This is a genomic window from Pseudarthrobacter sp. DSP2-3-2b1, from assembly GCF_049895945.1.
GTDB lineage: Bacteria > Actinomycetota > Actinomycetes > Actinomycetales > Micrococcaceae > Arthrobacter.
Map to the genome: position 1 here is coordinate 43,145 of NZ_JAFCTI010000003.1, position 18,826 is coordinate 61,970.

Consider the following 18,826-nt stretch of genomic DNA (forward strand, 5'->3'; position numbering starts at 1 on the left):
GCCAGGCACCCGTGCCGGTGGCGCCCGCTAGACGCGTGCGCCGTCGTCGTTCTCGTCTTTTTCCTGGGGGAGCTTCATGACCAGATACACCACGGCGAGGACAAACACCGCCACGATGCCCACCACCGCCAGGACAGGGGCGGACCGCCAGAACATTGCGGAAAGGACCAGCGCAATAGGCGCACCCACGGCACCCAGCCAGGCCAGCATGGTCAGCGGATCCGTTCCAGCCAGGCTCGGCGGGTCCTCGGGAACGAAAGCTCCGTCGTCGGCCTCCACCTCGTAGTCACGCGGACCTACGGAGGCGGAACTGGTGGCTTCGGAAGCCTCGTGGTGCCCGCCCGTGCCGTCCTGGTCCTCGGCGCGGGCGCCCGGCGCGGACGCGAGCCGCTCGGCGGCCGACAGTTCGGTAGGGGCAGCACCCGCGAGTCCCAAAGGATCGAAGTCGCGGAAAGTTGCTGACCGGGACGGCGCGCCCGTAGCGCTCTCATCTGCGCCGGAATCACCGGACCCCGCCTCCGCCGGCCCGCCTGCCCCGGAATCTGCCTCGAGCCGTGCCACCAGATCGAGCCAGACGGCGTCGTCCTGGTTTGCTCCCTGGTCCGGTGAGCCCGAGCCTGGCTTAGTCATGGGTGGTGCCCTTCTGCAGCAGATCAGTCGCCGGTGCGTCCGCGGGTGCCGCCTCTTCGGCCACCGTCCGGAGGAACTCGACGGACCCACGGAAGATTTCTTCGGCGTCGTTGTCCAAGGTTGCCACGTGGTAGCTGTTCTCGAGGGCGGTCAGGGTCAGCGGTGCGTGGGTCAGTCCGCGGCGCAGGGCCACGATGCTCGAGTCGGAGACCACGTGGTCCACTGTTGAGCGGAAAACCCGGACCGGGGCGGTGACACGGGGGAGCAGCCTGATGGTGTCCTTGAACATCTTGTTCATCTCATGGGCAGCAGCAACCGGCGTGCGCGGATAAGCGCCTTCATCCACGCCGGGTTTCAGGATGTCGTTGGCGATCGCCGGTGTGCTCTTGAGCACCAGCTTCAGGATCCCGGCAAGGGGAGCCCGGGGGTCATCGATGACCAGCGCCGGGTTCACCAGGACCACACCCGCAACAGGCCGGGTGGCCGCGATCCTCAGGGCAAGGGCTCCGCCCATGCTCATTCCCGCGACGAATACGTGGTCACACTGTGAATCAAGGTCAAGGTAGGCCTCGTCCAGGGCGGCATGCCACTGTTGCCACCGTGTCCTCGCAAGTTCCTGCCAGCTGGTGCCGTGGCCGGGGAGCAACGGCATGCGCACTGCGAAGCCTGCGTCCGCAAAAGACTGCGCCCAGGCGCGCAGCCCGTGCGGGCTGCCCGTGAACCCGTGCGAGAGCACTACACCGATCCGGGCGCCGTCCCCCTGGGTGGCGCAGCTGAAAGGGCTGTGGTCCGGAAGGCTTGCCATGGGGTCTCCGTGGTTTTGGGCGGCGTCCGCAGTGTCAGAGTGATCGAGGAAGAACCTGCTGGAGCGGGTGAAAATCTCCGGCGCGTCAACGTCAAGGGTTGCAACATGGCTGCTGTTGTGCAGGTCAACCACCTCCACCAGCCTCGGTCCGAGACGTTGCCGCAGGGCGGCAAGCGAGGTGGGAGGAACGACGGCGTCGGTCCGGGACTTGAAGACCTGCACCGGGGCATTGACCTGGTGCAGCCCGCGCGTTGCGGTGCCGAAGAGCTTTTTCAGTTCGTGCACTGCCGCCAGCGGCGTCCGGGTGTAGTCGCCGTCTTCGGTGGTTGCCGCCGTCGGCTTTTCCTCCTGAATGGGCAACGTGGTGCGCTGGAAATACTTCAGCACGCCGATCACGCGCACGCGGCGGTCATAGAAGCTCAGGCCCGGATTCACCACGGAAACCCCTGCCACTGGGTGCCGGGCCGCCGTGAGGAGGGCGATGGCGCCGCCCATCGAGAGGCCGGCCACAAAACACCGGTCCGTCCGGGCGGCCAGCTCGAGGTAGGCGCTTTCGAAGCTGGTGTACCACTGGTGCCAGTTGGAGCGCGCCAACTGCTGCCAATCAGTGCCGTGCCCGGGCAAAAGCGGAACCGTCACAGCAAACCCCTGGGCGGCAAGGTATTCAGCCCACGGCAGCACGCTGAGGGGACTGCCGGTGAAGCCGTGGCAGATCGCGATTCCGGTCCGCGCGTTGGGTCCGTGGCCGGGGTAGCTGAAAGCGGCAGGCCTGGGCGGGATGCTGCTTTCTGTCATGACACCATCGTGTCACTGTTCCGGACAAATCTCACTAGAGTAGGGTTGCATTGGAGTGCCTGCCTGACCCGACGTAGGGCCGGCCGGCTGGCTTCCGGAGAGGTTCTGAACGTGTTCTATTGGGTCATGAAGAGGATCTTCCTGGGGCCGGTCCTGCGGCTTCTTTTCCGTCCGTGGGTTAAGGGCCTGGACAACGTTCCGGCTGAGGGTGCGGCGATTATTGCCTCGAACCACCTGTCCTTCTCCGATTCCATCTTCATGCCGCTCATGGTCCGCCGGCCCGTGGTGTTCCTTGCCAAGTCCGAGTACTTCACGGGCACCGGCTTGAAAGGCCGGCTGACGGCCATGTTCTTCCGGCTCACCAACCAGCTGCCCATGGACCGGTCCGGCGGCGCGGCATCGGCCGTTTCACTCAGTGCCGGAATGGACGTCCTGACCTCCGGCGGGCTCCTGGGGATCTACCCCGAGGGGACGCGAAGCCCGGACGCGAGGCTTTACCGCGGAAAAGTGGGCGTCGCCAGGCTGGCTCTTCAGGCCGGAGTGCCGGTGATTCCGGTGGCCATGATCGGAACGGACAAGGTCCAGCCGATCGGCAAGAGGATGCCAAATATCCGCCGGATCGGCATGATCTTCGGCGCCCCCCTGGATTTCAGCCAGTACGCCGACCAGGCGGAAGACCGGGAAGTCCAGCGCAAAGTCACCGATGAAATCATGTTCGAGCTCATGCGGCTCTCGGGCCAGGAATACGTGGATGAGTACGCGGCCGTAGTGAAGCTCAGGCTCGCAGGCGCGGCAACCGAGGCCAAAGGCACGGGCCCGGCTGCAGGCTGACTGTGACGCCGCGCCCTGGACGCGTGACGGTGAGGTGTTCCGAAGCCCGCCGCGCCCATTAGTCTTAGATGGTGACTGAGCTATCTGCAAAACCTGTCTTTTCGCTGTCCAGCACCGCCCAGAGCGGAGCAGCCAATTATCCCGGCCTGGATGACTGGCGCGGCCTCCCCGTATCCCAGCAGCCCAGCTGGCAGGACAAGGACGTTTTCGACTCATCGGTCAAGGAACTTTCCGTGCTCCCGCCGCTCGTCTTCGCCGGGGAGGTAGATGTTCTCCGCGAACGGCTGGCAGCCGCTGCGCAGGGCAAGGCCTTCCTGCTGCAGGGCGGCGACTGCGCAGAGACCTTCGAAGCGGCTACGGCGGACAAAATCAGCGCCAGGGTGAAAACCATCCTGCAGATGGCCGTGGTCCTCACCTACGGTGCCGCCATGCCGGTCATCAAGATGGGCCGGATGGCAGGCCAGTTCGCCAAGCCGCGTTCATCCAATGATGAGACCCGCGACGGCGTGACGCTCCCCGCCTACCGCGGCGACATCGTCAACGGCTATGACTTCACCCCCGAATCCCGCGGCCACGACGCCGCCAGGATGCTGAAGGCCTACCACACCTCAGCTTCGACGCTGAACCTGATCCGGGCCTTCACCCAGGGCGGGTTCGCGGACCTGCGCTCGGTGCATCAGTGGAACAAGGGCTTCACGGAGAACCCGGCCCATGCCCGCTACGAGTCCCTGGCCCGTGACATTGACCGCGCCATCAAGTTCATGGCATCCTGCGGCGCGGACTTCGAGGCACTGAAGCGCGTCGAGTTCTTCGCCAGCCACGAGGCACTGCTGCTCGATTACGAGCGCGCCCTGACCCGCATCGATTCCCGCACCGGTTTCCCGTACGACACCTCGGCTCACTTCCTCTGGATCGGGGAGCGCACCCGCGAGCTCGACCACGCCCATGTTGACTTCCTCTCGCGCGTCCGGAACCCGATTGGCGTCAAGCTCGGCCCGTCCACAACCGGCGACGACGCCCTCCGCCTCATTGAGAAGCTGGACCCGGAGCGCGAGCCCGGCCGGCTGACCTTCATCACCCGCATGGGCGCCGCAAACATCCGCGAGAAGCTTCCCGCCGTCGTCGAGAAGGTCACAGCCTCGGGAGCGCAGGTCCTGTGGGTCACGGACCCGATGCACGGCAACACCGTCACCTCGCCCAACGGCTACAAGACGCGCAACTTCGACGACGTCATTGACGAGGTGCGCGGGTTCTTCGAGGTGCACCAGGCCCTGGGCACTGTCCCCGGTGGCCTGCACGTCGAAATGACCGGGGACGACGTCGCCGAATGCCTGGGTGGCGCCGACCCCGTCGACCAGGAATCCTTCCTGGACAAGTACGAATCGGTCTGTGATCCGCGCCTGAACCACATGCAGTCCCTCGAGATGGCCTTCCTGGTGGCCGGCGCGCTGGCGAAGCACTGACCGGACCGGCCTACATGACCTGAGCACGGTGTAGCTGGCGGAGACGCCGGCTACACCACTGTCAGCGTGATGACTGACCCTTCGGGAACTTCTTCCTCAACCGGGTCCTGGTCCCTGACCGTTCCAAAGAAGCCGCCGAGGACGTTGTTCACGCGCACCTGGAAACCCAGCTTTTCCAGTTCCCTGCGGGCTTCGCCGGCCTGTTTGCCGATAAAGCTCGGAACCTCCACGAGCTTGGGCCCCTTGGAAATTGTCAGCGTCACGGTGCCGCCCCGCGTCAGTGTTCCGTTCGCCGGCACCTGGCTGAGGACGGCGCCCCGGGGGACGTTCCTGTCGTTGACCTCGTCCTTGGCCACAACGGCTTTCAGTCCGGCCGCCTCGATGGCTTCGACTGCCTCATCCTCATCCAGCCCGACGACGGACGGGACGGCGATGGGCTCGGGGCCCTTGGAGACTGTCAGGGCAACCGGCGTCCCACGCCGGGCCGCTGTACCCGCGGCAGGGTCCTGGGCCAGGACCACGCCGGCGGCAATGCCCTCGTCGAACTGCTCCACGATGGTTCCCAAGGCCATCTCTGCCGTGTTCAGTTCGTTCTTGGCCTGATCCAGCGTCAGGCCCGTGAGCTTCGGCAGTTCAAACAGTTGTGGTCCTTTGGAGACAAACAGGGCCACAGGCTGGAATTTCCTGATCTCTGTTCCGGCGCCTGGCTCCGAGCCCACCACCAGCCCGGAGGGGACGTCGTCGTCAAAGATGTCGCGCGTGCTGGACTGGAAGCCTGCCTCGCTCAGGAGCAGCTGCGCCTGCGCCACGGTCTTATTGGCCACCGCGGGGATGGTTCCGGGGGAGCCGGGGCCCATCCCGAAGAACCAGCCTGCCCCGGTTGCGAGCAAAGCGATGATGATCAGGACCACCACCCACAGGGCCCCCCGGCGCCTCGGGTTGCCTTCCCGTAGGGATCTGAGCGGAGTGGCTGCCGCCCGTGACCTTGCTTTCTCTGCTTCCTTCTCGGCCTTCCGCTGGGCCCGCTTGGTGAGCGGAGCCGGCTCCGTGTCCGGATACGGTCCATACGCGCCGGCTGTCCGCGGGTCAAAGGCCTGGGGGGACACCACCCCGGGGAACACTGAGGTAGGGTGCTCAGCTGGCCGCCGCTGCTGCCCCAGGGGGTGTTCCTGGACCCAGGGCTGTTCCTGCACCCGTGGTGGGCGGGTGGGCGCCAGCGGCGACATGACACTGGTGGGGTTATTGGTGCGGGCGATGATTTCGGTGGGGCTCTGCGCCCCTGCCGCGATGGCTGCGGGCGGCTGGAGGTCCAGTTCGCGGTCCGTGAGGTTGGTCCGGATGTGGCGCAGTTCCTGAAGCAGGGCATTCCCGTCCACAGGACGGTTCTCCGGATCGTTGTCAGTGCACCACTGCACCAGCTCGTCCACTTCCGCGGCAAGGCCCGGAACGAGGGCCGACGGCGGGCCCACCCTCCCGTTTACGTGCTGGTAAGCGACCTGGATGGGGACGTCGCCGTCGAACGGCTGCTTGCCGGTGAGCATCTCGTAAAGCATGATTCCCACCGAGTAGATGTCGCTTCGCGCATCGGCGGGCTTGCCGAGCACCAGCTCGGGGGAGAGGTAAGCGACAGTGCCGATCAGGGCGCCGGTACTGGTGGACGTGGTGACGGCGCGGGCCAGGCCGAAGTCGCCCACCTTGATCCGGCCGTCGTCGGCGATCAGGACGTTCTCCGGCTTGATGTCCCGGTGGATCATTCCCGCCGCGTGCGCCGTTCCCAGCCCTTCAATCACCGGATCGATGAGGGCCAGGGCGAGCCGCGGAGGCAGGGCGCCCTTGGACGTGATGACGTCCCGGAGGGTATGGCCCTTGATGTATTCCATGACAAGGTAGGCGGTCTGGCCATCGTTGCCCTGGTCCAGGACGCCCACCACGTGGGGGTGGGAGAGCCGGGCCGCAGCTTTGGCCTCCCGGCCAAGCCGGCCGAGGAAGTTCTCGTCCGTGGCCAGGTGGGGGTGCAGCACCTTAAGCGCCACGTCACGTTCCAACCTGAGGTCGGTGGCAACGTAAACCGTGGACATGCCGCCGCGCGCGAGTTTGGAGCGGACGGCGTAGCGGTTATCCACCAGCGTTCCAACAAGACGATCAGACACGTATTCCTGCACCCTTCGATCCTAATCCCGCAACGAAAAAGGGTCCGAACCGATCTGCGGTCCGGACCCCTGTCCGTAGTAAGCCAATGACTGCGTCAGCAAGCCCTGGCAGCGTTGCCGGGTGCTTTAGCCGAAGTTCTTCTGGTGGGCCTTGATGGCTGCCACATACGCCTTGGTGTCGTCATACATGCCGTACTTGCTGACGGAGTACTGCCCCTGGTAGTAGCCGGCAATTGCCGTATCGAGGTCCTTGCTGGTTGCAATCAGACGCTTGATGATTGCTACACCGGCCGTCGCATTGTCGTACGGATCCAGCAGGTTCAGTTTCCGGCCTACCAGATCCGAAGCCCACTGGCCGGACGTCGGAATCACCTGCATGGTTCCGATGGCGTTCGCGGGTGAGACCGCGCGCTGGTCAAAACCTGATTCCTGGTGCGCGAACGCCTGGGCCAGGGACGGGTCCACGCCCATCTGGCGGGCGGTGTCCGCCACGATGGTGCGCATCTGAGCCCGGGAAGGGACCGGCGATGCATTCAGCAATGCCTTGTTTTCGTTCGCGGAGCTGACAACCGCCGCGGGGTAGGTGAAGCCCAGGAAGGAGCTTGGTACCAGCGGTGTCACGGCGGCGGCCGGTGCCGGAGCGGAGGAAGCGGGCTGACCCGGCGCGCCGGGAATCACCAGCTTATTGCCCGGGAAAATCAAGGTTGTCATGCTCAGCTGGTTCGCCGAGAGGAGGTCCGAAAGTTTGACGCCGTGGCGTGAGGCGATCGCAGAGAGGGTGTCACCGGCTTTGATGGTGTACGCGCCTGACGGTGCAGCTGCCGGAGCAGGGGCAGGAGCCGCAGGCGCCGCAGGTGCCGCGGGAGTGGAGGCGGGCTGGAGTGCCGGTGCGGCCGGAGCGGCAGCTTCACCGGCGCCCACCTTGACCTTCTGGCCGGGGTAGATGATGGAGCGCATGTTCAGGCCGTTCCAGCTGAAGATGTCCGCGAGGCTGACATTGTGCCGGGCCGCAATGGCACCGAGCGTGTCGCCTGACTTAACCGTGTAGCTGCCACCCGCGCTGGCCGGCGAAGCCGCAGGGGCCGCGGTTGCCGGGGCCGATTGGGCGGGCGCTGAAGCAGCCGGACCGGTCAGCTTGATCTTCTGGCCGGGATAAATGATGGTGTTCGGCTGAAGGTTGTTCAGTTTGAGGACCTCGTAGGTGTCGAGGCCGAACTTACCGGCGATACCGCTGATGGTGTCGCCCCTGGCAACGCTGTATTCGGCGGGTGCTGCCGGCTGGGCCGGCTGGAAGGCTGCCGGAATGGTGGTGGAGACGGCGGCTGCGGGGATCAGGCCGGCTTTGGCTTCGGCGGCCTGGGCCTTCATGGCGGCGGCAAGAGTGGCGGGAACCGGCCGGGCAGGGGAATGGGCTGCGGCCGGCTGGGCGAGGGCCAGTGACGACAAGACAACCGCAGGCAGAGCCGCCGTTGTAACGGCGATCATGGGCAGATTCGGCCTGGGGGGCTGCTTTGGCGAGCGGGATGTCGTCATGGAAAGAATCCTGTTCTTCAACTGCCGGGAAGGAATGAGCGTGTGACTATTGATACTAATGTTACTGAAGTTATTAGTGTTACAAATGTGATCTATGTGAATCTCTCACGAAATTCCCCATAGCACAAGAATGGAACCATGGCCGGTTCAGAAGTTTTTGTGGAGTGTCGTGGATTTTGTCCTGACGGCGTAGAAACCGACTAGGCGCAAGGGCTCCAGCCATGGCAACCTTGATCCGTGAGTAACGTAGAAAGCCTTGTGGGCGAGTGGCTGCCCCTGCCGGATGTCGCGCAGTCGTTGAACGTTTCGATTACGAAAGTCCACAGCCTGATAGATGAACGGGCCCTCGCGGCCCTGCGCGTCGGAGAGCGGCGCATTCGTTCAGTGCCGGCAGCCTTCATCCAGGACGGCCAGGTAGTCGACAGTCTTAAGGGCACCATCGTGGTTTTGGCTGACGCAGGCTATTCCGATGAAGACCTGATCGTCTGGCTGTTCACCGCCGACGATTCCCTGCGCGGCCGGCCCATCGATGCATTGCGCGAAGGCCGCAAGACCGAAATCAGGCGCAGGGCCCAGACCCTCGCCTGGTAGATCCCGGGCAGGCAGGGTCTGACCAGGTTAGCGGGCCTAACCAGCCTGCAAAGCCGAAGCTAGGACGCGCGGCTGACCGTTGCCTCCGCCAGTTTGCGCAGGGCCGTTTTCGGCAGGTCCTCCAAGGGGAGTTGTTCCAGCGCATCGAACGCCGCGGAGCCGAATTCGCTGATCAGCGCTTCGGTGGCCTGCAGCGCACCGGAATCCTCGATGATCCTGCGGATTTCGGCCACGTCGCCGTCGCCCAGCTCAGGGCTGCCAAGCGTGGCATCAATAAAAGCGGATTCGGCGGCAGAGGCCTGGTCCAGCGCCAGCGCAATCAGGACTGTCCGCTTGCCCTCACGGAGATCGTCTCCTGCCGGCTTCCCGGTGGTGACGGGGTCCCCGAAAACTCCCAGCACGTCGTCGCGCAGTTGGAAGGCCTCGCCGAGGGGCAAGGCGAAGGCCGAGTAGCCGCGCAGAAGTTCGTCCGAAGCTCCGGCGAGGGCGCCGCCGAGCGCGAGCGGATGCTCGGTGGAGTATTTGGCGGACTTGAACCTGATGATGGACTGCGCGCGGGTTACCGCTCCGGCACGGTCACGGACCGGGCCCGCTACCTCTTCCAGGATGTCCAGGTATTGACCCGCCATTACCTCAGCGCGCATGAGGTTGAAGATCAGCCGCGCCCGGCTGCCTGCAGCTGCCTCGCCGCCGATCTCCGTGAACGCCTCCTCGCTGAAGGACAAACACAGATCCCCAGTGAGGATGGCTGCAGCGTGCCCAAACCGCTCGCTGTCCAGGGCCCAGCCCTGTGCGTGGTGAAGCTGGCTGAAGCGCCGGTGAACGCTCGGCCCGCCGCGGCGGGTGTCCGAGCGGTCAATGATGTCGTCGTGGATCAGGGCGGCCGCCTGGAACAACTCCAGGGCCGATCCGGCCGTGACGATCTGTGCCGCTGACGGGTCCCCGCCTGCCCCGCGCCAGCCCCAGTAGCACATCAGCGCGCGGAGCCTCTTGCCTCCGGTCACCAGGTTGGAGATGGAGCCCATGATGGGATCGATGTCAGGCGAAATGGAGGCCATCAGGGCCTGCCGCTCGGTGAGGAAGTCCGTCAGGCCGCCGGCGACCGCAGCAACGAACGCTGTCTGTTCAACCCTGAGCTGTTCCGAAACTGTCACTGGGCAGACTCAGCTGCCACGTTGGCGCCGATGGTGAAAGTGGAAACACCTGCCGCTTCGACAACAGCGATGTTGACAGTCTCGGAGTCGTTCCGGACAAAGTCCTTGGATGCCACGGAGCCCACGGCGTCGCCCGGAACGGCTTTGAATCCCTGCGATTGAAGATGCTTGGTATAGAAATCCACGACGGCGGCCGCGGGGGAAGGAATGCTGGCCACCAGGGCCGCTGTGGCCGGCGCGCCAGCCTTGTCAAAACTGCTCGAAATCACCGTGGCTCCCGGCATCAGGGGAAGTAGCTTTTCCGGGAACCCTTCGACGATTTTCCCCACGGTAGCGGAGGTCCCCGGGGACGACGTCGGGCTTGCCGAGGCCGTGATGGTGGAGGCGCTGGAGTCCGGGGAGGCGGTGCCGGCGGAGGACGCCGCTACCTCGGGGGCCGCGGGAGTGCAGGCTGCGACGGCCAGCAGGGCACTGGCGGCGAAGGCCGCCAATCCTGTTGCCTTAAAACTTCTTATGACCGTCACAGGGACTTTCCTCCTGGGGTTGATGCCGGATTCAGCCTCCAGTTTAGTCAGTACCAACCGATAGAATTGCCGGTGTGGGGCTTGAGCGGAACAACCAGTACACCGAAGCGGGTCTTCGCGAGCTCAGGCGCAACTGCATTATGCACGTGGACATGGACGCCTTTTTTGTGTCCGTGGAGCTGCGCACCCGCCCGGAACTACGGGGGAAGCCCGTGATTGTAGGATTTCCGGCAGACCGTTCCGTTGTCCTCTCAGCGTCCTACGAAGCGCGGGCCTTCGGCGTCAAATCAGCAATGCCCATGGTGGTCGCGGCGCGTATGTGCCCCCGGGCGGTCATCATAGAACCCCGGCACAAGCTCTACTACGAGGTCTCCGGGCAGCTGATGGAGATCTTCCACTCCATTACCGAACTCGTTGAGCCGCTCAGCGTTGATGAGGCGTTCCTCGATGTCGGCGGTGCGATCCGGCGCTTGGGCCCGCCGCGCGCCATCGGTGAGCAAATCCGGCGGCAGGTGGCGGACGAGTTGGGGATCACCGCCTCCGTGGGGATCGCCGCCAGCAAGTTCGTTGCCAAGATCGCCTCCACGCGTTGCAAACCGGATGGTCTGCTGATGATTGGACCTGAGGAGACAGTGCCCTACCTTCACAGCCTGCCGGTGGGTGCCTTGTGGGGGATAGGCGCCAAGACAACGGATGTCCTTGCCCGTATGGGCATCAACACCGTTGCGGACGTGGCGGCCACGCCGTCGTCCTCCCTTAAGAAGGTCCTGGGCGCTACGGGTGAGCATGTGCACCGGCTCTCGTGGGGTATTGATCCGCGTCCGGTCACTCCGGTGAGGCTGGAAAAGAGCATCGGGGCCGAAGAGACCTTCGCGGTGGACACAGCCGATGAAGCCATCATCAGCCGTGAGTTGCTGCGGTTGGCCCATCGCACCGCAGGCCGCCTGCGGAGTTCAGGCATGGTGGCCCGGACAGTGGCGTTGAAGCTTCGGTACGCGGATTTCTCCACCATTACCAGGAGCCGGACCGTCCACACACCCGTGGACAGCGCCCAACTGATTCATGCGGTGGCGCTCCAGCTGCTCGAGTCTGTGGGACAACGGCCCATGACCGTCCGGCTGGTGGGGATCCGCGCCGAACAGCTCGAAGAGACCGCACAGACGTCTCTGCAGCTGAGCCTTGACCGCCGGGATGACAACTGGCGGGCGGCAGAACAGGTACTGGACCAGGTCAGCCGGAAGTTCGGCAACAAGTCGATCCTCCCGGCCAGTTTGCTGGACCCTGGAAAGAGTCCCTGACCCGGTTCGCATGCCGGGGGATGAGTCCGGGAAAGTCATTGCCGTCTTTCAGAACGGCCCCTGACAAACTATCCTTATATGTACATAGTTTTCAGTTACTGCCGGACCCCTTTTTGACGTGCTGCCGTTCCATCGGCTTCATGCCGGAGATTCGCTTCCCGCCATAGACGGCGGGGCGGGAACCACCTGGACATGCCAGTCGTTGTCGAATCAGTAGTACTGAATGGGACCAGCCCGGACGTTGGCCTACTTAAGGAGGTCGTGATGCCGCTCTCGGAGCACGAACAGAAGCTGCTGGAGCAGTTGGAGAAGCAGCTGCACGAGGACGATCCCAAGTTCGCGAATTCCATGGGGTCTGATCCGGGACGAACGTGGTCCACCCGGCACGTGGTAATCGGTGTGCTTTGCACCTTGGCCGGGATTGCCTTGCTCCTTGTCGGTGTCACTACCCAGCTCATCATTGTTGGAGTGCTGGGCTTTGTTGTTATGGGTGGCGGTGTCTACTTCGCAACGATGCGCAACGCGTCCGCAACCAAGCAACATCCCGGCTCGGGCACAGCGAAATCCGGGAAGCCCCGGAGTTCCTTCATGAGCAGCCTGGAGGAGCGCTGGGACGAGCGGCGCCGGGACGAATCCTGAGAGTTCTGCTCCTTAAAGGTTGACTGTTTGGCGTGATCTGTTGCTCATCTTCCGATTGCGCTGTTCTTCCGATTGCGCTGTCCACCACGTGAGCTCGGTGTGTCCAGGTAGATGGTCGAGTTCGTCGCCTGGGCTGCTCCACTTCACGCCCCTCCACTTCACGCCCCCTCCACTTCACGCCCCCTCCACTTTCCACCCTCCACATTGCTCCCCCCGGTCAGGTTGACCGCTCAGCAGACCCGCTACGGCGGGTCTTTTGCATTTAACCAGGGTTCCAGCCCCGGCTGACCTGCCTAAGCGCCCGGATCCTCCTCCACCCGACGCTTCCCGCGCCATTCCCCGTCGTTCAAAGCCAAATAACCCCGAAAAGGGGGAGCTGATGGCCGTTTTGCGTTGACTGTGGGGGAAAGTGGAGTAATGTGGAGGACATAAGAGGGTAGTTGCAACACAGGGGATGTGCAGTTCCTTTCGGCAGACGGGCGGTGGGCCAGTGTTTCTGGGCACACACTCGCCGCGTCTTGACGAAAAGGGCCGGATTATCCTCCCCGCAAAGTTCCGTGAGGAACTTGCCAGCGGTCTGGTGCTCACGAGGGGCCAGGAACGTTGCATCTACGTCTTCAGTGAGCAGGAATTTGCACGTGTTCACGAGCAGATGCGGGAGGCGCCCATTTCCTCCAAGCAGGCCCGTGACTACATCCGCGTCTTTCTCTCTGGAGCCTCGGACGAGGTACCTGACAAGCAGGGGCGCGTAACCATTCCGGCCGCTCTCCGGGAGTACGCAGGCCTCGGCAGGGAACTGGCCGTTATCGGCGCAGGCACCCGCGCCGAGATCTGGGACGCCCAGGCCTGGAATGAGTACCTGGCAGAAAAGGAAACCGCATTCTCTGAAACCGACGATGCCATTCCGGGGATCCTGTGATCACCTGAACAGCCCGGCGGACCGCTTCTTGAACGAGATCTCCAGCCGCCCATCAGAGCGTCAACCTGGCTCACTTCCCCGGAGCCAGGCCGGCGGGATGATAGGCGCGGATGGGGATCTGGATTAAGAAGCTGCAAACCACACCAACGGCAGGAAGGACGAAGGCATGAACGAAAACCCCAAGCCAACGTCTGAACGCCATGTGCCGGTCCTGAGGGACCGGTGCATCAATTTGTTGGCCCCTGGTTTTGAAGCTGCCCGTCTCCGGGGCGAGACCCCCATCGCCATTGACGCAACAGTGGGGATGGGTGGTCACTCAGAGGCGCTCCTCCAGCGCTTCGAGGACCTGCACCTGATCGGGATCGACCGTGACGAGGAAGCCCTGGCCCTGGCCGGTGAGCGGCTCGCTCCGTTCGCCTCCCGCACGGACCTCGTCCATGCGGTGTACGACGAAATAGCGGACGTCCTCGAGGACCTGGGCGTCTCCGAGGTCCACGGCATCCTGATGGACCTGGGCGTATCCTCGCTGCAGCTCGATGAGCGTGAACGTGGATTCGCCTACTCCTTCGACGCGCCGCTGGACATGCGGATGGACACCAGCCGCGGGCAGACCGCGGCAGACGTAGTTAACAACTACAGCGAAGAGGATCTCGTCAGGATCATCCGCAAGTGGGGCGAGGAGAAGTTCGCCGGCCGGATAGCAAACAGGATCGTCGCGGCCAGGGCAGTCAAGCCCTTCGCCACAACTGGCGAACTGGTGGAGCAGATCCGCTCGGTTGTTCCCGCCGCCGCTGCCAAGTCGGGAGGCCACCCGGCGAAACGGACTTTCCAGGCCCTCCGGATCGAAGTGAATGAGGAGCTTGAGGTGCTGGAGCGTGCTGTTCCCGCCGCAGTGGACGCACTTGCCCTGGGCGGGCGCATCGTCGTGATGTCGTACCACTCCCTCGAGGACAAGATCGTCAAGTCCGTCTTCCAGGCAGGCTCAAAATCCTCCGCACCGCTCGGCTTCCCGGTGGAACTTGAAGAACACAAAGCCGCCCTGAAGACACTGACCAAAGGCACCGAAGTCCCCACCGCCGTCGAAATCGCAGAAAACCCGCGCGCAGCCTCCGCAAGGTTGCGGGCCGTGGAACGCATCAGAGCCAGGAGAGAAGCATGAGCACCGCCGCCGTCAAGAACTTCCCGGTGATCTCCGGCAGCACCGCCCCGGCCATCAAAACCCCCGGGGCCGGCCGCAAGGAACGCACTCCGTTATCCGTGGTGCGCTTTTCCCCCAGGAAGCGCCGTGCTCCCTTTGTGGTGATGTGCTTCGCGATGCTTGCTGTTGCACTGGTTGCGGTGCTGGTCCTGAACATCTCCGTCTCCACATCCCAGTATCAGCTGGTCGAACTGAGGGGGCAGCAGAGCAGCCTCACCAAACAGAACCAGGATCTGACACAGCAGGTCCAGAACTTCGAGGCTCCCCAGAATCTGGCAGCGAAGGCTGCAGACTTGGGAATGGTAGCCTCCACGGTCAAAGGCCAGATCGATCTTTCCACCCTCGCCGTTACCGGCAAGGCAACGCCGGCGGTGAAGGGCGGAGCTCCTGGGTCCATTATCCCGGCTCCAGCTGTTGCGGGGCTGCTGACCGTGGTCCCGCCGGCAACCGCCGGCGAACCGCTGGCGAGCCGCAAGCCGGTCAGCGAACAGCCGGCGGCAGCACAGGCGGCTCCGGCGCAGGCTACGGCTGAAGCCGCGGCAGCCGCGGCAGCCGCTGCCGCAGCACAGGCACCGGCACCGGCGGCGCCACCGGCACCCGCCGCAGAACTCCACGGCGGGTCAGTCCCGGCCCCGGAACAAAAGGTGCCCGGCCAGTAACTGGCAGCAGCCGCCAGGCAGCACGTCAGATCGCCGGGCTCCAACCAGGCAGTCAGTCAGGCATCAGGCAGTCAACAAGGCGAGCAGCAAGGAAATCACGGTGGCGCAAAAGACCGGCAAGGCCAAAAGCGGCAAGGTGCCCAACGCCACCAAGCGGCTCCGCCTCGGCTTGGGGATCATGCTGACCCTCCTGCTGGTAGTGGGCGGCAAACTGTTCATGGTGCAGGGGCTCGACGTCGGCGGAATGGCGGCGGCAGCCCTCGATTACCGGATGCGGGAAACGTCCTTGCCCGCAGAGCGTGGAAGCATCCTGGACGCCAATGGCACCGTGCTGGCCAACAGCCTCATCCGTTACAACATGGTGGTGGATCAGGTCACCAACACGAAGACGGAGAAGTTCTGGCGCTTGGAGGAGGGCCAGGACAAGCTGGTGGAAGTCAGCCGGGACCAGGGCATCAGCGAGCTCGCGGCCGTCCTGGGGATGGACTCAGAAGACCTCCGGGCGGCCGTTACCGGTGAATCCAAGTACTACATCGTGGCCAAGGATCTGAAACCGGACGTTGAGGACCGGATCTCCAAGCTGCAGATCCCCGGCATCGTCACCGAAGGCGTGAGCAAAAGGGTTTACCCCAACGGGTCCGTCGCGGGCGGGATCATCGGTTTCCTTCAGGATGGCAGCACCGGCCAGGCGGGAATCGAACAGACCCAGGATGAGTTGCTCCGCGGGGTGGACGGGAAGCGTCTCTTCGAGATCGGCGCCGACGGCTTGCGCATACCCGTTGGCGTGGATGAACTGACGCCGCCCGAGGACGGTAAGGACGTCAGGTTAACCCTCAATGCCGATCTCCAGTATTTCGCCCAGCAGGCCATCCAGAGCCAGTCGGACAAGCAGGGAGCCGAATGGGGCGTCATCACGGTGATGGACGCCAAGACCGGCAACATCGTGGCGATGGCGGACACCAACTCCCCGGACCCGAACGATCCCGGCAGGGTGGCGGCTAAGGACCGCGGCGTGCGTTCTGTGACTGCCGCCTACGAGCCGGGATCAGTGCAGAAGATGATCACTGTCGCCGCGTTGATTGAGGAGGGAAAGTCCAGCCCACTGGACACTTTCACCCTCGGACCCTCGTACACCGTCAATGGCCAGACCTTCACGGACTCCTTCGCCCATGGCACCGAAGAACGCACACTTGCCGGCATCCTTGGCTGGTCCATGAATACGGGAACGGTGATGGCCGGAGAGCGGCTCACCAAGGAGCAACGATACGACTGGCTCAGGAAATTCGGGATCGGTGAAGCCCCGGACATCGGCCTGCCTGCCACCGCCGCCGGAATCCTCACTCCCGCTGACCAGTGGGACGGGCGCCAGGAGTTCACAGTCCTCTTTGGCCAGGGCGTTTCACAATCAACACTTCAGACGGTGCGGGCCTTCCAGGCGATCGCCAATAACGGCGTGATGCTCCAGCCCAGGCTCATCGACGCCTACATCACAGACGACGGCCAAGAGGAAAAAGTGGCCCCGCAGCCTTCCCGGCAAGTGGTCTCCGACAACACCGCCCAGCAGGTTCAGGACATCCTGGAAAGCGCGGTCACCGAAGGGCAGATCAAGGACGCAGCGATCGACGGTTACCGGGTGGGAGCCAAAACCGGAACGTCCGAATCGCCGTGCGATGACGGTAAGTCCGGATTCTGCGGCTACACAGCTTCGATTGTTGGGATGGCACCGATGGATGACCCTCGGTTTATTGTTGAGGTGGTGCTGCAGCGTCCGAAGGGCGATATCTACGGCATCACGCAGGGGCCGGTGTTCCGCTCGGTGATGAGCCAGGCACTGCGGACCTTCAACATCCAGCCGTCCACGGGTGAACCGGCCAGGTTGCCGCAGTTCGCCAAGTAGCACCAAGCCAGGCAGCAGTTCCCGCCGTGCCCGCATCCAAAAGCCGTTCCTGCGGGCACGGTCCACACCATCGGAGATTTCCTTGTCACACCAGAACGAACCAGGCAGCCACAGCGCGCCGGAAGGGGAAGCCCCCGCCAGCCGGTTCAGGCCCACCGCCGTAGCCGCAGTCCGTCTGGACAGCCTCGGGGAGGCGATCGGTGTGCCGGTCCCGGGTTCGTCCGCGGAGGTCAGTGTGACCGGCATTTCGCTGAACTCCCGCACTGTGGAGCACGGCGACCTGTACGTGGCGCTGCCTGGTGCCACCCGGCATGGCGCTGACTTCGTGTCGCAGGCGGTGGACAGGGGAGCGGTGGCGGTTCTCACGGACGACGCCGGTGCGCGGCTTCTCGCACTGTCAGCGGATACCGCCGTCCCGGTATTGGTGGTTGCCGCGCCCCGCAACGTCGTGGGGCCGCTCTCGGCCCTTATCTACCGGAGCCAGCCGTCCACCGGACGGGCGCTGCGCCTGTTTGGTGTCACCGGCACCAACGGAAAGACCACCACCACCTACTTCATCAACGCCCTGCTTCGCGCCCTCGGGCAGAAGACCGGCCTGATCGGAACCATCGAGATCCTTGCCGGCGGAAAGCCGATCCCCAGCCTGCTGACCACCCCCGAATCCACGGATGTCCATGGGTTGCTGGCGCTCATGCGGGAAAAAGGCCTGGACGCAGCTTCCATGGAAGTCTCCTCCCATGCCGTGTCCTTCCAGCGGGTGGACGGCGTGGTCTTCGATGTCGCAGGGTTCACCAACCTGACGCAGGACCACCTGGACCTGCACGGGACCATGGCGGACTACTTCGGCACCAAAGCCGAACTGTTCACACCGGAACGGGCCCGCGCCGCCGTCGTAACGGTCGACGACGAATGGGGCCGCATGCTTGCCGCCACGGCCAGGATCCCGGTCACCACCCTCACGGCCACTTCCGGCGGCGATCCCTCGCTGAAGGAAGCCGACTGGAAAGTCACGGAAACGACCGCCCGCGGGCTGGGGTCCGAATTCACCCTGCGCTGCCACGACGGCACTGCGTTGCAGATCCACACCGGCCTGCCGGGTGCCTTCAACGTCGCCAATGCAGCACTGGCCACGGTGATGGTGCTGGCCAGCGGCGTGGATGCCGCCGCCGTGCAGGCGGCCCTGGATACCCATGATCCCTTTACCGTTGCGGTGCCGGGCAGAATGCAGTTGATCTCGGACACGCCTGCCGCCGTGGTCGACTTTGCCCACAACACAGATGCTCTGGCACGGGCTCTGGAAGCCGTCCGGTCACCGCTGCCCGGCTCAAGGGTGATCGTTGTCTTCGGTGCCACCGGTCAGCGGGACCAGGGCAAACGTCCTGCCATGGGAGCAATCGCCGCGCGGCTGGCGGACGTTGTGATCATCACGGACGATGACCCCCACGACGAAGACCCAGCGGCCATCCGGGCAGACGTTCTGGCCGGTGCCAGGGCTGCCCTCGAGCAGGAGCCGCTGAGGTGTGTGATCGAGGAGGTTTATCCCCGCGACGCCGCCATCCAACGGGCTGTTGAACTCGCCGGTCCGAGCGACACCATCCTGGTGGCCGGGCGTGGCCACGAGGTCTGGCAGGAAGTCAAAGGCGTCAACCTTGCCCTCGATGACCGGGTGGAACTCCGGAACGCCTTGACAGCCAGGGGATTCACCGTTCTCCAAGACGACCGGATAGAGTCCTAGACCGA

The 18,826-nt window shown here is 64.3% G+C and carries 16 protein-coding genes and 1 pseudogene; 10 read left to right on the plus strand and 7 right to left on the minus strand.

The annotated features are described in order from the left end of the window. Positions 1 to 27: 27 nt before the first annotated feature. The 3 genes and pseudogenes from ACP7AX_RS05300 to ACP7AX_RS05310 form a co-directional block, all read right to left on the minus strand. Positions 28 to 630 carry a hypothetical protein gene (locus ACP7AX_RS05300; protein ID WP_426225662.1) on the minus strand — a complete coding sequence of 201 codons (603 nt, stop codon included), beginning with the start codon at positions 628 to 630 and terminating at the stop codon, positions 28 to 30. After that, complete coding sequence (locus ACP7AX_RS05305) at positions 623 to 1,435, minus strand: alpha/beta hydrolase (RefSeq protein ID WP_426225829.1); 813 nt, start codon at positions 1,433 to 1,435, stop codon at positions 623 to 625. The genes ACP7AX_RS05300 and ACP7AX_RS05305 overlap by 8 nt, the downstream gene beginning before the upstream one ends. A 36-nt stretch (positions 1,436 to 1,471) precedes the next feature. Then, positions 1,472 to 2,230, minus strand: a pseudogene (locus tag ACP7AX_RS05310) (alpha/beta hydrolase); the annotation flags it as partial. A gap of 111 nt (positions 2,231 to 2,341) precedes the next feature. Between ACP7AX_RS05310 and ACP7AX_RS05315 the strand changes: the two are divergent. Both ACP7AX_RS05315 and ACP7AX_RS05320 read left to right on the plus strand, forming a co-directional pair. After that, positions 2,342 to 3,061 (plus strand): 1-acyl-sn-glycerol-3-phosphate acyltransferase, encoded by a 720-nt coding sequence (locus tag ACP7AX_RS05315; RefSeq protein WP_131681828.1) that lies wholly within the window; start codon positions 2,342 to 2,344, stop codon positions 3,059 to 3,061. 68 nt (positions 3,062 to 3,129) lie between these two features. Further along, positions 3,130 to 4,524 (plus strand): class II 3-deoxy-7-phosphoheptulonate synthase, encoded by a 1,395-nt coding sequence (locus ACP7AX_RS05320; RefSeq protein ID WP_426225663.1) that lies wholly within the window; start codon positions 3,130 to 3,132, stop codon positions 4,522 to 4,524. A gap of 50 nt (positions 4,525 to 4,574) precedes the next feature. Here ACP7AX_RS05320 and pknB read toward each other — a convergent pair whose 3' ends face one another. Continuing rightward, a complete protein-coding gene (gene pknB, locus ACP7AX_RS05325; RefSeq protein ID WP_131681826.1) occupies positions 4,575 to 6,686 on the minus strand; it encodes a Stk1 family PASTA domain-containing Ser/Thr kinase in 2,112 nt (703 codons plus the stop codon). A 114-nt stretch (positions 6,687 to 6,800) separates the two neighbouring features. Continuing rightward, positions 6,801 to 8,207: a LysM peptidoglycan-binding domain-containing protein gene (locus ACP7AX_RS05330; protein WP_426225664.1), complete on the minus strand. Its 1,407-nt coding sequence runs from the start codon at positions 8,205 to 8,207 to the stop codon at positions 6,801 to 6,803. Positions 8,208 to 8,444: 237 nt separating this feature from the next. Here ACP7AX_RS05330 and ACP7AX_RS05335 point away from each other — a divergent pair, with 237 nt between their 5' ends. Continuing rightward, positions 8,445 to 8,798 carry an Rv2175c family DNA-binding protein gene (locus ACP7AX_RS05335; protein ID WP_426225665.1) on the plus strand — a complete coding sequence of 118 codons (354 nt, stop codon included), beginning with the start codon at positions 8,445 to 8,447 and terminating at the stop codon, positions 8,796 to 8,798. 59 nt (positions 8,799 to 8,857) lie between these two features. Here the strand turns inward: ACP7AX_RS05335 and ACP7AX_RS05340 are convergent, their stop codons facing one another. Together ACP7AX_RS05340 and ACP7AX_RS05345 are read right to left on the minus strand one after the other, a co-directional pair. After that, entirely contained in the window at positions 8,858 to 9,952 is a 1,095-nt protein-coding gene (locus ACP7AX_RS05340; protein ID WP_131681824.1) for a polyprenyl synthetase family protein, read from the minus strand. After that, a complete protein-coding gene (locus tag ACP7AX_RS05345; protein WP_426225666.1) occupies positions 9,949 to 10,476 on the minus strand; it encodes a hypothetical protein in 528 nt (175 codons plus the stop codon). The genes ACP7AX_RS05340 and ACP7AX_RS05345 overlap by 4 nt, the downstream gene beginning before the upstream one ends. Positions 10,477 to 10,616: 140 nt before the next feature. Here ACP7AX_RS05345 and dinB point away from each other — a divergent pair, with 140 nt between their 5' ends. From dinB to ACP7AX_RS05380, 7 genes are all read left to right on the plus strand, one after another. Beyond that, positions 10,617 to 11,774: a DNA polymerase IV gene (gene dinB / locus ACP7AX_RS05350; protein ID WP_426225830.1), complete on the plus strand. Its 1,158-nt coding sequence runs from the start codon at positions 10,617 to 10,619 to the stop codon at positions 11,772 to 11,774. Positions 11,775 to 12,038: 264 nt separating this feature from the next. Then, positions 12,039 to 12,413: a DUF3040 domain-containing protein gene (locus tag ACP7AX_RS05355; RefSeq protein ID WP_131681822.1), complete on the plus strand. Its 375-nt coding sequence runs from the start codon at positions 12,039 to 12,041 to the stop codon at positions 12,411 to 12,413. A 490-nt stretch (positions 12,414 to 12,903) separates the two neighbouring features. Then, on the plus strand, positions 12,904 to 13,332 hold the full coding sequence (gene mraZ / locus ACP7AX_RS05360) for a division/cell wall cluster transcriptional repressor MraZ (protein WP_108599862.1): 429 nt from the start codon (positions 12,904 to 12,906) through the stop codon (positions 13,330 to 13,332). Positions 13,333 to 13,498: 166 nt separating this feature from the next. Further along, positions 13,499 to 14,491, plus strand: a complete 993-nt coding sequence (rsmH, locus tag ACP7AX_RS05365; RefSeq protein ID WP_426225667.1) for a 16S rRNA (cytosine(1402)-N(4))-methyltransferase RsmH — start codon at positions 13,499 to 13,501, stop codon at positions 14,489 to 14,491. Then, on the plus strand, positions 14,488 to 15,189 hold the full coding sequence (locus ACP7AX_RS05370) for a hypothetical protein (protein WP_426225668.1): 702 nt from the start codon (positions 14,488 to 14,490) through the stop codon (positions 15,187 to 15,189). The genes rsmH and ACP7AX_RS05370 overlap by 4 nt, the downstream gene beginning before the upstream one ends. 100 nt (positions 15,190 to 15,289) lie before the next feature. After that, the gene (locus ACP7AX_RS05375; RefSeq protein ID WP_426225669.1) at positions 15,290 to 17,086 is read left to right on the plus strand and encodes a peptidoglycan D,D-transpeptidase FtsI family protein; all 1,797 of its coding nucleotides are present in this window, start codon (positions 15,290 to 15,292) and stop codon (positions 17,084 to 17,086) included. Between the two features lie 82 nt (positions 17,087 to 17,168). Further along, positions 17,169 to 18,821: a UDP-N-acetylmuramoyl-L-alanyl-D-glutamate--2,6-diaminopimelate ligase gene (locus ACP7AX_RS05380; RefSeq protein WP_426225670.1), complete on the plus strand. Its 1,653-nt coding sequence runs from the start codon at positions 17,169 to 17,171 to the stop codon at positions 18,819 to 18,821. Positions 18,822 to 18,826: the final 5 nt, after the last annotated feature.

Excerpts from the sequence above, each read along its gene's own strand:
- ACP7AX_RS05370 (WP_426225668.1), top strand. The coding sequence starts at position 14,488 with ATGAGCACCGCCGCCGTCAAGAACTTCCCGGTGATCTCCGGCAGCACC.
- rsmH (WP_426225667.1), top strand. The coding sequence starts at position 13,499 with ATGAACGAAAACCCCAAGCCAACGTCTGAACGCCATGTGCCGGTCCTG.
- dinB (WP_426225830.1), top strand. The coding sequence starts at position 10,617 with ATGCACGTGGACATGGACGCCTTTTTTGTGTCCGTGGAGCTGCGCACC.
- ACP7AX_RS05300 (WP_426225662.1), bottom strand. The coding sequence starts at position 630 with ATGACTAAGCCAGGCTCGGGCTCACCGGACCAGGGAGCAAACCAGGAC.
- ACP7AX_RS05330 (WP_426225664.1), bottom strand. The coding sequence starts at position 8,207 with ATGACGACATCCCGCTCGCCAAAGCAGCCCCCCAGGCCGAATCTGCCC.
- ACP7AX_RS05320 (WP_426225663.1), top strand. The coding sequence starts at position 3,130 with ATGGTGACTGAGCTATCTGCAAAACCTGTCTTTTCGCTGTCCAGCACC.
- ACP7AX_RS05355 (WP_131681822.1), top strand. The coding sequence starts at position 12,039 with ATGCCGCTCTCGGAGCACGAACAGAAGCTGCTGGAGCAGTTGGAGAAG.
- ACP7AX_RS05305 (WP_426225829.1), bottom strand. The coding sequence starts at position 1,435 with ATGGCAAGCCTTCCGGACCACAGCCCTTTCAGCTGCGCCACCCAGGGG.